The 14,479-nt window shown below is 36.2% G+C and carries 12 protein-coding genes; 5 read left to right on the top strand and 7 right to left on the bottom strand.

The genetic code is table 11. The annotated features are described in order from the left end of the window. Positions 1-460: 460 nt before the first annotated feature. Positions 461-784, top strand: a complete 324-nt coding sequence (locus tag KJ849_07315) for a hypothetical protein (protein ID MBU2600368.1) — start codon at positions 461-463, stop codon at positions 782-784. A 19-nt stretch (positions 785-803) separates the two neighbouring features. Here KJ849_07315 and KJ849_07310 read toward each other — a convergent pair whose 3' ends face one another. Beyond that, positions 804-1,034 (bottom strand): hypothetical protein, encoded by a 231-nt coding sequence (locus KJ849_07310; GenBank protein MBU2600367.1) that lies wholly within the window; start codon positions 1,032-1,034, stop codon positions 804-806. Between the two features lie 318 nt (positions 1,035-1,352). Between KJ849_07310 and miaB the strand changes: the two genes are divergently transcribed. From miaB to KJ849_07290, 4 genes are all read left to right on the top strand, one after another. Then, positions 1,353-2,705, top strand: coding sequence for a tRNA (N6-isopentenyl adenosine(37)-C2)-methylthiotransferase MiaB (gene miaB / locus KJ849_07305; GenBank protein ID MBU2600366.1), 1,353 nt, complete (start codon positions 1,353-1,355; stop codon positions 2,703-2,705). A 73-nt stretch (positions 2,706-2,778) separates the two neighbouring features. Next, the gene (locus tag KJ849_07300) at positions 2,779-3,336 is read left to right on the top strand and encodes a CDP-alcohol phosphatidyltransferase family protein (GenBank protein ID MBU2600365.1); all 558 of its coding nucleotides are present in this window, start codon (positions 2,779-2,781) and stop codon (positions 3,334-3,336) included. Further along, positions 3,333-4,658 carry a ribosome biogenesis GTPase Der gene (gene der, locus KJ849_07295; protein MBU2600364.1) on the top strand — a complete coding sequence of 442 codons (1,326 nt, stop codon included), beginning with the start codon at positions 3,333-3,335 and terminating at the stop codon, positions 4,656-4,658. Before KJ849_07300 ends, der begins: the two co-directional genes overlap by 4 nt. Before the next feature lie 5 nt (positions 4,659-4,663). Continuing rightward, complete coding sequence (locus tag KJ849_07290) at positions 4,664-6,037, top strand: glycosyltransferase (protein MBU2600363.1); 1,374 nt, start codon at positions 4,664-4,666, stop codon at positions 6,035-6,037. Between the two features lie 37 nt (positions 6,038-6,074). Here the strand turns inward: KJ849_07290 and KJ849_07285 are convergent, their stop codons facing one another. The 6 genes from KJ849_07285 to KJ849_07260 all read right to left on the bottom strand — a co-directional run bounded on the left by KJ849_07285 (position 6,075) and on the right by KJ849_07260 (position 14,233). Next, positions 6,075-9,218, bottom strand: coding sequence for a FapA family protein (locus KJ849_07285; protein MBU2600362.1), 3,144 nt, complete (start codon positions 9,216-9,218; stop codon positions 6,075-6,077). A gap of 106 nt (positions 9,219-9,324) precedes the next feature. Beyond that, entirely contained in the window at positions 9,325-10,338 is a 1,014-nt protein-coding gene (hypE, locus tag KJ849_07280; GenBank protein MBU2600361.1) for a hydrogenase expression/formation protein HypE, read from the bottom strand. Then, positions 10,335-11,429, bottom strand: coding sequence for a hydrogenase formation protein HypD (hypD, locus tag KJ849_07275; protein MBU2600360.1), 1,095 nt, complete (start codon positions 11,427-11,429; stop codon positions 10,335-10,337). Before hypD ends, hypE begins: the two co-directional genes overlap by 4 nt. Then, complete coding sequence (locus KJ849_07270) at positions 11,426-11,638, bottom strand: HypC/HybG/HupF family hydrogenase formation chaperone (protein MBU2600359.1); 213 nt, start codon at positions 11,636-11,638, stop codon at positions 11,426-11,428. Before KJ849_07270 ends, hypD begins: the two co-directional genes overlap by 4 nt. A gap of 5 nt (positions 11,639-11,643) precedes the next feature. Further along, entirely contained in the window at positions 11,644-13,989 is a 2,346-nt protein-coding gene (hypF, locus tag KJ849_07265; protein ID MBU2600358.1) for a carbamoyltransferase HypF, read from the bottom strand. Then, the gene (locus tag KJ849_07260) at positions 13,982-14,233 is read right to left on the bottom strand and encodes a hydrogenase maturation nickel metallochaperone HypA (GenBank protein ID MBU2600357.1); all 252 of its coding nucleotides are present in this window, start codon (positions 14,231-14,233) and stop codon (positions 13,982-13,984) included. Before KJ849_07260 ends, hypF begins: the two co-directional genes overlap by 8 nt. Between the last annotated feature and the right edge of the window lie 246 nt (positions 14,234-14,479).

The raw sequence follows: 14,479 nt of genomic DNA, 5'->3' as shown, positions 1-14,479 counted from the left end.
CATTTTTATCTAATACAAAATAGGACATTTCTATTTAACGGAAAACAGGACATTTTCATTTTGCTGTTACAGGAGGTTGAAAAGCAGCTTACAGGAGGTTGAAAGCAGCAGATGGAATCCCCCTTAATCCCCCTTTGATAAAGGGGGATTAAGGGGGATTTAAATCGCTTACTTGTTTATTTATTCCTTACCTGATTGGAATGATAAGTATCTTGTTTTTGGCACTGGACTAGAATCTGTTTTGTAAAATCTTATGCCTCTCTTCTAATCCCTTCAACGCATTCATTAACTAATTGACAAAGGGGCATATTGTCTTAAATTACCTATAGAATGAAAAGAAATTTTCATAATTAGAATGGCTGCAAAGCTGAGGAAAAGGTCTTGACAAGGTATCGCTCTCAGAGTATACTTAAACTTGATAGTAAATTTCTTGAGTTTCAAGATAGGGAGGTGTATTATTATGGTGACTTTATGGGAGAAAGTAAAAAAGTGCTTAGCCGATGGAGTAGAAGTGTTAAAAGAAGGAACTTCGATAGTTGCAGAAAAATCAAGTGAATTAGCAAAAATAGGCAAGATAAAGGTGGAGATTATAAACTTAAATAGAAAGATTAATAATTGTTTTAATGAAATAGGAGGAAGATTTTATCATTTAAAGATTGAGGACAAACAAGAAGAGATAAATAATGACAATAAAATAAATGAATTAGTAGAAGAGATTAAAAAAATAGAAGAAAAAGTTAAAGACAAAGAAGAGCAGATAGATAAATTAAAGAACAAAGCATAAAAGAGTTCAGCAATTCTAATTATAAGATTTTACATCCTGATTGGTGTAAATTCTCAATCACTTGATCAAACACAGGAAAGATAATTTCATGCTCCACAGAATCAAGTATGTCTCGTATATGATTGTCTGTGGGAATTTGCTTAATCTCAAATAAGGTTTGAGCATTACTTTTTCCACTTAATTCTTCCATCGTCCTCTGATGGGCAAGAAACGATGGAGATTGAGTGAGAAAGACAGAAAAAGCTCCCAACCCTATATCCTCTATACTATAATTTGAATTTTTTTCTGTTTGCTTTCCTTAAAAAGTTTGAATTACCTCCCTTAAAGATTTTATCAGCCAGTTAAAAGTAAAAATTTTTGCCACTTTGTCCCTTTCCTTTCCTTAAATAGTAAATTAGTCTTCATTAACTAATTGACAAAGGGGCATATTGTCTTAAATTACCTATAGAATAAAAAGAAATTTTCATAACACTCAGAATATCACAAGTTATTCTAAGTGTTGTACTTCCTGATTGAATGCGGGATTTTTTGCCCCCTTTAATTTTTTATTTCTTGAGGAAAAACAAAAATGCCAAACCAAGAATCTAAAAAGAGTTACGAATTTTTTGCCCCCAAAGTCTTTATCCAGACCTTTGGCTGTCAAATGAATATTTATGATTCTCAGGTAATATTAGAAAGAGCAATGAGAATAGGCTATCAAGAAGTAGAAACCGAAACTAAAGCAGACTTAATTATTCTTAATACTTGTAGTATTAGGGCTCATGCCGAAGAGAAGGTTTTTAGTAAATTAGGTTGGTTGAAGAAGTTAAAACAAGAAAAGAAAGACTTAATCATTGGTATTTGTGGGTGTATGGCTCAACATTACAGAAAAACCCTCTTTGAAAAATATAACTTTTTGGACTTTATAGTAAATTCTAGTAATATTGATAAATTACCTACTATTATCAAGCAAGTTAAAGAGGGCGAAACTAATATTACTTGTTTAGGAAATTTTAAAAATTCTTTAGAAAAGATTAATCCTTATAGAAAGGATAAAATTTTTGCTTATCTTCCCATTATTTTTGGTTGTGATAACTTCTGCTCATATTGCGTTGTTCCTTTCCTTAGAGGAAAAAGTAGAAGTAGAAATTTAGAAGAAATTGTCAAAGAAGCAGAAGATTTAAGCCAACAAGGATGTCAAGAAATAACTCTGGTAGGTCAAAATGTAAACTCTTATGGTAGGGATCTAAATAATAAGACAATATCTTTTTCTGCTCTTTTAAGGAAACTTAATTCTATCGAAGGTATAAAGCGGGTTCGCTTTATCACCTCCCACCCTAAAGATGTAAGTGATGATCTTTTAGATTGTTTAGTTAGCCTGCCAAAGATATGTAAGCATATTCATCTTCCTGTTCAATCGGGTTCAGATAAGATCTTAGATTTAATGAAGAGAGGATATACGGCTGAGAAATATTTACATTTGGTAGATAAATTAAGAAAAAAAGTAGAAAATATTAGCATTACTACTGATTTTATGGTAGGCTTTCCTGGAGAAACTAAAAAAGATTTTGAGGATACTTTAAATTTAGCAAGAAAGGTAAAATTTGACAAAGCTTTCACTTTTAAATTTTCGCCTCGTAAAAATACACCTGCTTATAAAATGAAAGATCAAGTGGAAGAAGAAGTTTTAAAGAGGCTTCAAATGCTTATTGCTTTCCAAAATGAAATCTCTAAAAAGAAGAATGAAGAATATTTAGGTAGGATCCAAGAAGTATTAGTAGAAGGAGAAAGTTCTAAATATAAAGATAGATTGTGTGGAAAAACAAACACTTTTAAGATGGTCTTATTTAATGGAGAGAAAAGTTTAATTGGCCGATTAATTAAGGTTAAGATTACTAATTGTAATATGCGAACATTAGAAGGAAAAGTAGTAGATGATTAATACTTTTAATATAAGATAGATTGCATGGAAAAATAAACACCTTTAAGATGGTCATTAGAAGGAAGAGTAGTAGATGATTAATACTCCTAATAAGATAACAGTTTTACGTATTTTTTTAATTCCTGCCTTGGTCATTTCTTTAATTTATGGATATAAAAATATAGCTTTAGGTATCTTTTGTTTTTCGGCTATTACCGACGCTTTAGATGGATTTATAGCTCGATTTTTTGGAAAGATTACTAAATTAGGAAGCTTTATTGACCCCTTAGCTGACAAACTTTTGATCGTTACTTCTTTTCTCTTTCTATCCTTTTTTGGAGATTTAAGGATTCCTTTCTGGATCTCTGTCTTAGTAGTAAGCCGAGATGTAATTATAAGCTTAGGTTGGGGGCTCCTTTATTTATTGACAGATTGCTTTAGTGGAGATAAGATTGTTATTCCACCTTCTTATTTAGGAAAATTAACCACCATCTTGCAAATGCTGACTATATTTTTATATTTATTATCCATTAAATGGGCTTACTGGATAGCTCTTCTTATGATCTTAATTGCAATTAGTTCTACTATTGACTATCTTATCAAGGGAAGTAAAATGTTTAATCACGCCAAAGAAATAAAGAGAAAAGCTTGAAGAAGCCGATAGTAACCGTAGTTGGCAAACCTAATGTCGGTAAATCTACCTTAGTTAATAGATTGGTAGGCAAAAGTGTAGCCATTGTAGATAATCTTCCTGGAGTAACCAGGGATCGAAAGTATTTTGAAGTAAATTGGCAAGGAAAGGAGTTTACTTTAATAGATACGGGAGGTTTAGACCTTTTAAGTAAGGAACGAATGCTTTCCCTAATAAGAAGACAGGTAGAAGTAGCTATTGCCGAAGCTAATTTAATTATATTCGTCTTAGATGGAAGAAATAGCTTAGATGAAACTGATAAAAATATTGCTGAAAAGATTCGCAAGAGTAAAAAACCATACTTATTAGTGGTTAATAAGATAGACAGTAATTATGCTAATCTTCATCAGCATGAACATTTTCTCCAAGTTTATCAATTAGCTTTAAATGAACCTATCCCGATCTCTTCCTTGCATGGATTAAATATTGATCAACTCTTGGATAAGGTCATTAAAAACATCCCTTCCCAAAAAGAAGATCCAAAAAAAGAACTAATAAATATCGCGATTGTAGGTCGTCCTAACGTGGGAAAGTCTTCGTTGTTTAATAAGATCTTAGGAGAAGAAAGAGTTATTGTTGATCAAGAGCCTGGAACTACTCGAGATTCTATAGAGGTATGCGTAGAGAGAAATAAAGAGTATTTTAATTTTATAGACACTGCCGGGATTAGAAAAAAGAGAAATATTATTTTAACCGTCGAGAAATATAGCTCTACCAAAGCTATAGAAAGTGTCAAAAAAGCAGATGTCGTCTTATTAATAATAGATATCACTGCCGGCTTAACAGATCAAGATAAAAAGATCTTAACCTTGATGGAAAAATATGGATGCGGAGGAATTATCTTAGTCAATAAATGTGATTTAGTGGACTTAGATGAGCCAAAGATGATTGCTTATCAGGATTATCTAAGAAGAAATATCTCATTTGGAGATTATCTTCCTATCGCTTTTATCTCTGCTTTTACAGGAAAGGGTCTTTTGGAAATCTTTGATTTAACTAAGAAAGTCTTTAATGAATACGATCGTTGGATTTCTACGGGAAATCTAAATCGGATAGTTTCCAAGGTCTTTTTTAAGTATCAACCTCCGATTAAAAAAGGCAAGAGTTTAAAGATATACTATACCACTCAACTTAAAAGCAAACCTCCTTCTTTTTTATTCTTTGTCAATCATCCTGAAATGGTCACCGATAGCTACCGAAAATATTTAGTCTCTCAAATCCGTAAAGAGTTAGGGTCTTTAGGAACCCCGATTAAAATCTTAGTAAGAAAAAGTGGAGTTTAACTATCTTGAAAAAAGTCTTAATGATTGCTTGTTACTTTCCTCCTTATGGTGGTATGGGCTGCCAAAGAGCTTTAAAGTTTGTCAAATATCTTCCTTCTCATGACTATATGCCCACGGTTTTAACGGTCAAAGAGAAGAAGATTAAAAAAGACTCTCCTAGCCGGGAGGAATTTTACAAACCAAAAGATCCTTTATTATTAAAAGATATTCCACCAGAAGTTTTAGTTTATCGAACGTTTATTTTAGAACCTACTTTATTTTTAAAGAAGATCTTCTTTAAGACCGCTAAAAAAGTTTCCACAGAATTTCCAGAAAAACTAAGTCAAACTAAAAAAAATATCTTCTTTAAATACTTAAGAACTTTTTTAGATCTTCCTGACCATGAAGTGGGATGGCTGCCTTTTGCCCTATATAAAGGTTGGCAAATCATTAGAAAAGAAAAGATCGAGGTTATCTTTTCTACTTCTCCACCTCATAGTATTCATCTGATTGGATACTTATTAAAATATTTAACTAAGAAACCTTGGGTGATAGACTTTCGAGACCCTTGGACGAGGGAAGTTTGGTTTAATCCAGCTACAAACCTTCGAAGAAAAATAGAAGAAGGCTTAGAAAAAAGGATCTTAAGATATGCTGATAAAATTGTCTGTAATACCGAACCAATGAAAGAAGATTTTATGAAGATTTACCCTGAAATATCTTCAGACAAATTTATAGTCATCACTAATGGTTTTGATCAAGAAGACTTTCAAAACTTAAAAGAACAACCCAAGGAAAAACTTGTCATAGCTTATACGGGAACGATGTGTATAAGTTTTAATGATCAAGAAAGCGTCCGCTATAATCCCATTTACTTTTTTAAAGCTCTTCGTAAATTATTAGATGAGCATCCGCTGTTAGAAGATAAGATAGAGGTAATCTTTGCTGTTTATATTAGAGAGGAACTGGAGGTGTCTAATTTAATTAAAAAGTTAGGTTTAGAAAAAGTATTGAAGATTTATCAGTTTCTGTCCCATCAAGAATGTATGCAACATTTAGTTAACGCTGATGTCTTGTTACTTATCCATCATCGAGGACTTTTAAGTAAGGATTGGGTTCCGGCTAAATTATACGAATACTTAGGAACTGGTAAGCCTATTTTGGCTTTAATTTCAAAAGAACTTGGAGCTACCTACAAAATATTAGAAGAGACCAAAGCAGGAATAATTGCTTCTCCTGATGACATAGAAGAAATTAAGGAGGTTATTTACAAGATCTACTTAGATTATCAAAATAAAAACCTTTCTTTTGATCTAGTTAAAGAAAAAGTTCTTCAATATGAAAGAAATAACTTAACTAAAAAGTTAAGTGAAGTTTTTAATAGCTTGCTTAAAAAATAGGCCGTGTCTATCGGTAAAGCTGATAGCTAAATACCTTTTAAGATCCTTGGTAAGCCTTGGTATGAACTTCATTATTTTCAAAGAAAAAAGTAGCTGCTTTTGAAACTTCTTTAACCTCTTTAGCTGCTCCCCTAATAATCATAGTTGTTCCCGGATATACAGTACCAATAATGTTAATATTTCCTTTATCAGCACGAGCAATTTGAGCCTCTAATAGCTCTTTTCTTTCTGAATAGGAACGTAGTTTCATAATTAGCAAATTTTGTAGTTTAATGAGTTTAGTTAAGAGCTGCTCTTTTTCTGGAGATAAGTTGCCGTTTTCTTTTTGCCAATTCTTTAAGGTAATAATATCTAATCTTATTCGTTCAAATTTTTTATTATCCTCTTGAGAAAGCTTTTCTATATTAATCAATTGCTCTCTTACCTGAGGTTTAACTCCTACTTCAATAATAGTTTTGGTAGACATAGGACTGCCAATTTCCCGCGCATTAACACATTCTGTGGCTCTAATTTTCCCGCCCATAATGGATCCTCTTTTTCCTTCAGTAACGGTAATAATTTTTCCTGCCTCTAAGAAACTATGGAGAACAAACTCACTTATTTTTATATTTCCTTTAGCCACAAGATGAGCGCTTTCAGCATATTTAGCTACAATATCCCCTTCGGCAAAAAGAGTAGCTTTATTCTTACCTAAAACTCCTCCGCCAATATTTATGTTAGCTCCAGCAAAAAGAATAGCGCCCTCGACTACTTCTTTTACTTGAATATCCCCTTCTGCTTTTACTTTAAAACCATCTAAGATATTACCATTTACCACCACGGTACCTAAAAAATCAATATTACCGGTAACCATATTTACATCTCCCTTAACTTCAAAAACAGGTTCCACATTAATCTTTTCATTAATATAAATAGCTTGACCATCAATAATTGAATGCAACTTTAATCCATCTTCAGATATTTCTGTATTTTTCCCTAGCGATAAATTCATTTCCAAAGGAGGAGGTGGTGGAATTATTTCCCCATTAATCTTTTTTCCAGCTGTTCCAGGATTTTCTAGTGGTCTCTTTATGGCTAAAATTTGGCCTTTGGTCACATTGGTGATATTACTTCTTTCCCTAAAATCTACTCGACCGCGATCATCCTCAGCCAGGACAATTTTAGAAGTATCAGTCTTAATTAAGATTTCTATTTCTGCATTAGGTCCCGCTTGAGCTAGAATTTGTTCAGCTACCATTAAAGAAGGGGTATCAAATTTATTTTCCCGAATAGTATCTTTAATAAGTTTTTCATTTATTAGCTCTACTACTCCTTTTTTCTTTAAAGCCTTAATCACGTCTTTAAATTCAACCGGGTTTCCTCCTTTTTTAGGGGGAATAAAAGTAATAGCTGCCTTAGAAAAGTCTTCGGTTACATTTACATTTACCGAACCATCCATTTCATTATGTTGTTTAGGTCCAATGATCACAGAAGCACCTTTAGCCCTATTGACAGTCTCCTTTACTAATTGAAGATTGACTTCATCATATTCTTTTTCTTCGATCTCTTTCAATACTTCTTCTTCTGCTGTTCTTTTTCCTTTTCCTTCCGGAGGATAAACAGTTAAGTATAATCCTTCGCTGGCCGGAATAATTCTAAAACGTCCATCCACCGGCTCTACTTCAATCTCTTCTTCCCAAGGATAAGGCGGAGTGGCATCTTTTGAAAAGATCCTCAACTTATAAGTAGTTTCACCTTCTTCATTTAAAGTTTTTGAAATTTCTTGAATTTCTAATTTATTTCTTTCCAGACCCAAAAATTCGGCAGCTTCTTCTTTAGCTTCTAATAATGAGGTAGTTTCTAAAATAACAAAAGGAGTCAGGGTAGAAACTATTTCTTTTGGTTCTTCAAATTGAATAGGTTCTTCCAGAGGAGGAATTTGTTCATAATCAATAATCTCTACTTTGCCTTCTTGAATAACCATGGTTACTCTTTCTTTTTCTTCAGAAAGAGGGTAGTTAATATTACCAAGGGATAGCTTGACAGAAGGATAAATCTTCTCCCTTACGGAAACTTTATTTTGAATATTTAAGATGGTCTCGATCTTTCCTTTTTTTTCTTTAGATTCGAGGCCAATATTAGGTACATCTATTTCTTGGGCAACTACCTTTCCACCTCTTAAGAAAGAACCACTTTCCACAACTATTACTTTTGAAGCAGTAATATCGCTATTGACAATATTTTTATTAATAATTAAATTCTTTCCGGCCATTAAGATTACCTTCTCTAAGCTATCAGCAATGATATTCCCTTTAGCTTTAATGGTCTTAGAGGTGCCTCCGCCTACCATAGATTGACCTATCTTAATATTTCCGTCTGCCTCTAAATTAGCCTCCTCTACTTTTCCATCTACAATTAGATCTCCCGTAGTTTTAATAGTAATGCCATCGCTTACCGAACCATAAATATGGACTCTTCCTTTAAAATTAATATTACCTAAAATAGAATCAACATCTCCTTTTACTTCTTTAATCTTTTCTACAGAAACAATATCTCCTTCCCAAAAAACATGGCCTCTCTCTAAGGCATATCCTCTCGTCTTGTTTTCAGAAATAACCACCTTATTTCCAGGAATGACTTTAATATCTTTACCTGGACAAGGTGGAATTTTTTCTCCCGTGACTGATATACCTCCTTCCCCATAAGTAGGTAAAGTTTTGTAAAAAATAAGTTGGCCTGGTAATACCTCTTCAGAAATAGCTACATCCTCAGTTAGGCATTGATAAGCAAAACAAGCATCTCTTCCGGTATATTTTGAAGGAATTCCCTTGGCAATTAAGAATCTCTTATCAAAAGTATGAGCTTTTAAAACTTTTATAATTACTTCTTCGTCAATATCTTTAATCTTTTCTTGAAGTAATAACTCCATCACATCATCAAAATTAACTTTTTTTCCTCCAATTTTAGGGGCAGTAATAGTAATATAAGCTTCAGTCTTTTCATCTGCAAATTCTAATTTTATTTTACCATCTAAGCTATGGTCATGTTCTGAACTAATTTTTTCTAAGGAAGATTCTAAGTATCTTAATTGTTCTTCTATGGATTCTAAAACAGACATTTCATCTTTATGAATGTTTTCTTCCATCAGATGTAGTTTTTTTCCCATTTCTTCTAAGGCATCTAAACGAGATTTATCTTCCATCCTTGATATTCTTTCTAAATCTTTAAAATTAAAAGATCATGTTAATTGATTATAGCGCTTATTAATGAAAATTTGACCTAGAGCAAATTAAATGGAACAAGTAAGTTCAACATATCCTTGGTAGTTGCTCTCCAGTTAGCATACCCACTATCCTTGTCCCGCCAATACGAGTAACTAAAGAAACAATACCTTTAGGTTCCTCTACCACCTCTCCTATGACCCGGGCATTTACCCCCAAACTATTTCTTTGAATGGATGAAAGGACAGCTTGAACAAAGTCACGGGAGACAACAGCCACTAATTTCCCTTCATTAGCAACATAGAGTGAGTCAAGGCCAAGCAATTCACAGGCCCCCTGGACGCCATCAATTATTGGAATTTTATCCTCATAGATTTTTATTCCAAACGCTGCCCCTTGGACAAACTCATTTAAGGTAGTAGTTACTCCACCTCTGGTTGGGTCACGAAGGACATGAATTCCATTCCCGGCCACATCTAACATTGACGCCACCAGATGATTTAATGGGGCTACATCTGAGGATATATTTGAGCTAAACTTAAGCCCCTCACGCTGGCTTAATATGGCTATTCCGTGCTCTCCGATTGTCCCGCTGATGATAACGTTATCTCCTACCATGATTTGCTGGGGTGAAATCTCTATCCCAGCCGGAATTAAACCAAGACCGGAGGTAGTAATAAATATCTTGTCTGCCGAGCCTTTGGGAACAACCTTTGTATCGCCGCAAATAATTTTGACTCCCGCCTCATCCGCCGCCTCTCTCATAGACCTTAATATGATCTTTAACTCGGCTAACCCAAACCCTTCTTCGATAATAAAGCCTGCTGACAGATAGAGTGGTTTGGCCCCGCTCATGGCTAAGTCATTTACTGTCCCACAGACCGCAAGCCTGCCAATATCCCCACCTGGAAAAAATATGGGGTCAACTACATAGGCATCTGTGGTGTAAGCTAATTTTCCTTGATCAACATGAAATACAGCACTATCGGTTAATTTCTCAAGTAACTCATTTCTGAATGCCTCCAGAAATACCTCTCGAATTAAGCGATGGGTAATCTTTCCACCAGAACCATGGGCAAGAAGAATTTTCTCTGGATTCATTCTATTATGCCTCCATCCTTATAATAGGCGGCACAAGTGCCTTCTGATGAAACCATGCAAGCTCCAACTGGTTCCTCTGGAGTACAAGCTTTCCCAAAGAGCGGGCAAACAAGGGGGGTGGCTATCCCGCGAAGTATCTCACCACAAATACAACCAGATTTCTCTTCAGTCACCTGATGGGTAGGCACCTCAAAGTGTAAGGAGGCATCATATCGACTATACTCCTGCCTTATTCTTAACCCTGATCCTGGTATCACGCCAATTCCACGCCAATTTGAATCTGCCGGCTCAAATACCTCATTAAACTTAGATAATGCCTTTTCATTCCCCTCGGGCTTAACGCAGCGTGAGTATTGAACTTGCACCTCTGCCCTTTTTTCTTTAATCTGATTTAGCAGCATATAAACGGACTGAAGAATATCTAAAGGTTCAAAGCCAGAGATAACACAAGGCACACCAAACTCCCCGGCAATAAATTCATAAGGTAATGAGCCAATGATGGTGCTAACATGTCCCGGACAGATAAAGCCGTCTATCCTTGCCTCTCCAGATTCAAGCAAGGCTCGCATTGCTGGAGGAACCAACTTGTGACAAACATAAACCCAAAAGTTATTAATTACTTCATGGTTGGCTGTGTATATGGCAGAAGCAATACTCGGTGAGGTGGTTTCAAATCCTACCCCCAGAAATACTACCTTCTTTGCCGGGTTAGTCTTGGCCAGCTCCAGGGCATCCAGAACTGAATAAACAACCCGAATATCTGCACCCTCTGCCCGTTGCTTTTCAAGAGAACCCGTTGCCCCTGGTACTCTCATCATATCACCAAAGGTAGTTAGCACCACCTCCTTCTGCCTTGAAAGCCAAATAGCTGCATCTATGTTCTGGGTTGGAGTAACGCATACCGGACAGCCAGGTCCAGAGAGGAGTTTGAGAGATGTTGGAAAAAGCCGGCGTAGTCCATGTTTAAAAATAGCAACGGTATGGGTACCACAAACCTCCATTAAAGCAATCTTTCTATCCACCAGCCCTTCAATTGCCTTGATTAGACCCTGGGCAATCTTTGGGTTCTGAAATTCATCTAAATACCTCATATCCCAATCTCCTCTAAAAGCCTCAATGTCTCCTCTGCCTCCTCCTCATCAAACTTCGCAATAGCAAACCCAGCATGTAAAATGACATAATTCCCTACCTGGGCCTCTTCAATTAAGTCAAGGGAGACTTTCCGTCTAATTCCACCTATCTCCACCTCTGCTATAGAACCGTTTATTTTAACTATTTTTGTTGGAATACCAAGACACATTGAAATTACCTCGTTCTGTCAGCAATAACCGCCTGACCTAATGAAATTCCACCATCATTTGACGGCACCTTTGAATGTAAAATGACCACAAACTCCTCTTTCTCAAGCCGTGGTTTTATCCTTTCTAATAAATAGCGGTTTTGGAAAACGCCGCCTGATAAAGCTACTTTATTTATCCCAGTTTTACTTCTGACCCGGCGGCAGGTTTCCAAGGCAAATTCTATCACCGTATTATGAAATCTGGCGGAGATAATGGATGAGTTTAGGCCAAGGTCCATATCCCGGACAATACCAAGGATGGCTTTTGTTGGATCTATGACCAAGGTGCTTTCCTTATCACAAACATCAAACTCATACCTGCTAATTTCATGTTCATCGGCAACCATTTCTAGCTCAATAGCCGCCTGAGCCTCATAATTAACCTTATTCCTTATGCCGAGAATACCAGCTACTGCATCAAATAATCGGCCGGCACTTGAGGTCAGAGGTGAATTTATCCCCTGCTTGAGCATCTTTATCATAAAAGAGACTTTTTCCTCACCCCACCTTTTTAAAAACCGAGATGGAAGTGTCTTACCATATACTGAATAGAGGTAACTTACCGCCATGCGCCATGGCTCCTCAGTTGCCTTATCCCCACCCGGCATAGGAATATATTTAAGGTGTCCTGCCCGCTCAAAGCCAAAATAGTCTGTTAGCAGAAATTCACAGCCCCAGACATTACCATCAGTTCCATATCCAACTCCATCCATAGCCAGACCAATTACTTTCTCATCTATCCCATTTTCAGCCATACAGGCGACAATATGAGCGTGGTGGTGTTGGATACCAAGAGTTGAGAGTTGAGGATTGAGAGTTGAGAGTTCAATGGCAAATTTAGTGCTGAGGTAATCAGGATGCAGGTCGTGAGCAATTATCTCCGGCTCAATCCGAAATAGCCTTTTGAAATGCTCGATACTTTCCTTATAATAATTCAACGTCTCATAATTCTTCAGGTCACCAATATGTTGAGAGATGAAGGCATAATTGTCCCTCGTCAGGCAAAAGGTATTTTTAAGTTCTGCGCCGAGAGCAAGGATCTGTCCTAAGCTAAATTTCAGAACAATAGGTAAAGGGGCATATCCCCGAGCACGACGGATTATTATTTCCACCCCCTTACCCCCGCCAGCGGGGGATACGGCATATCCCCGACTGCGTCTGATTATTGTTTCCTTTGAATCAAGGACACTGGTTAGTGAATCATCGCAACGGCTATGAATATCACGATTATGCATCAGAAAATAGTCGGCAATGTTGCCCAGCCTTTTTATAGCCTCATCATTATCCTTGGTCAGTGGTTCATCACTGAAATTACCACTGGTCATCACCAAAGCAAGGATTTTAGGCTTGATTGCCTGAAATAACAGATAATGCAAGGGCGTGTATGGCAGCATTATACCAAGAAAATTATTATTCGGAGCAATATAAGTTGAAATTGGACAATTGGGTAGCTTTTTAAGTAACACTATCGGTCTGCTTGAGGCTGTTAGTAACCGTTCTTCTTCCTCGCTTACCTCACAATATCTCTTTACTGTTGTCAGGTCAAGTAACATAAGAGCCAAGGGTTTATCCTCTTCTCTACCCTTTCTTTTTCTTAATTCTTGAACTACCGTATCATTGGTGGCATCACAAGCAAGGTGAAATCCACCGATACCTTTGATGGCAATGATATTGCCCTGCTGTAGCAGGATAGTTGCTTGTTGAATCAAGGCACTAGATTCTATCTCAGAGCCGTTATTTTTTAGCAGGCAAATTGATGGTCCGCATTGATAACAGGCATTAGGTTGGGCATGGTATCTACGGTTAGAGGGTTCTGAATATTCTGCCAGGCAATCCGCACACATCTGAAATTTAGACATCGTCGTCTTTTCCCGGTCATAAGGAATATTCCGGATGATGGTAAGCCTTGGTCCACAATTGGTGCAGTTTATGAAGGGATATTGGTATCTTCTATCTGCAGGAGAAAGCATCTCAGATAGGCAGTCGCTGCAAATACTTATATCAGGTGAAACAGGAACAAATCTTCCTTCTTCCGGCAAACTATCTATTATTTCAAACGGGAGTCTTTTCTTTACTTGAGCGGTCTCTATCTCAATATTATCTATCTTGGCTAAAGGAGGGGCAGAAACAGGAAACTTCTCTACAAAACCTTTAACTGCATTTCTATCACCTTCTACTTCTATCACCACCCCTGATGAGGTATTATAAACAGAGCCTCTGAGTGATAGACTCTTTGCTAACCGATAGATATAGGGCCTAAATCCCACACCTTGCACAATCCCTTTAACTGTTATCCTCACAGCCTTATTCATCTATTTCCATCTCTACATGTTCGAGATAAACTCCTTCATCATTTGTGACGGTCAACATTATTTCCGCTCCCTCAGCTACAGTTCCTTTGCTCAGCTGCTCAAACCAGAAACGGAATGAGTCTAAAGTTAGCTCTTCTAATTTACCGGTTTTTACTTTAACCTTTGTTACCTTGCCGGCATTTTGTTTTTTAGCCTGAGATTTTATCTCTTCTATCAGTTCTTGGACAATTCCAACTTCATGCATTATTTTAGCTCCATAAGTGAAATTTTATAACTTGTAACAAATATCTTCTATGAGAACAATGTTTATTATACCCTATATTCTAATTGGATGTCAAGTTAGATGTCAAGCAATGTAACAGCAAAATGAAAATGTCCTGTTTTCCGTTAAATAGAAATGTCCTATTTTGTATTAGATAAAAATGATCTTTTATATGGGTTTATTTTAAACTTCCTCCAAGGGTGATCCAATGGAAGAATATGCACCTTT

This window comes from bacterium, from assembly GCA_018830565.1.
Taxonomy (GTDB): domain Bacteria; phylum UBA9089; class JAHJRX01; order JAHJRX01; family JAHJRX01; genus JAHJRX01.
Note: the sequence above shows the minus strand (reverse complement) of the source record. Positions and strands in the feature narration are given on the sequence as shown.

What these genes read in the sequence shown, in the direction of transcription:
- KJ849_07315 (MBU2600368.1), top strand. Translation starts at nt 461, where the DNA reads ATGGTGACTTTATGGGAGAAAGTAAAAAAGTGCTTAGCCGATGGAGTA.
- miaB (MBU2600366.1), top strand. Translation starts at nt 1,353, where the DNA reads ATGCCAAACCAAGAATCTAAAAAGAGTTACGAATTTTTTGCCCCCAAA.
- KJ849_07300 (MBU2600365.1), top strand. Translation starts at nt 2,779, where the DNA reads ATGATTAATACTCCTAATAAGATAACAGTTTTACGTATTTTTTTAATT.
- KJ849_07285 (MBU2600362.1), bottom strand. Translation starts at nt 9,218, where the DNA reads ATGGAAGATAAATCTCGTTTAGATGCCTTAGAAGAAATGGGAAAAAAA.
- hypE (MBU2600361.1), bottom strand. Translation starts at nt 10,338, where the DNA reads ATGAATCCAGAGAAAATTCTTCTTGCCCATGGTTCTGGTGGAAAGATT.
- hypD (MBU2600360.1), bottom strand. Translation starts at nt 11,429, where the DNA reads ATGAGGTATTTAGATGAATTTCAGAACCCAAAGATTGCCCAGGGTCTA.
- KJ849_07270 (MBU2600359.1), bottom strand. Translation starts at nt 11,638, where the DNA reads ATGTGTCTTGGTATTCCAACAAAAATAGTTAAAATAAACGGTTCTATA.
- hypF (MBU2600358.1), bottom strand. Translation starts at nt 13,989, where the DNA reads ATGAATAAGGCTGTGAGGATAACAGTTAAAGGGATTGTGCAAGGTGTG.
- KJ849_07260 (MBU2600357.1), bottom strand. Translation starts at nt 14,233, where the DNA reads ATGCATGAAGTTGGAATTGTCCAAGAACTGATAGAAGAGATAAAATCT.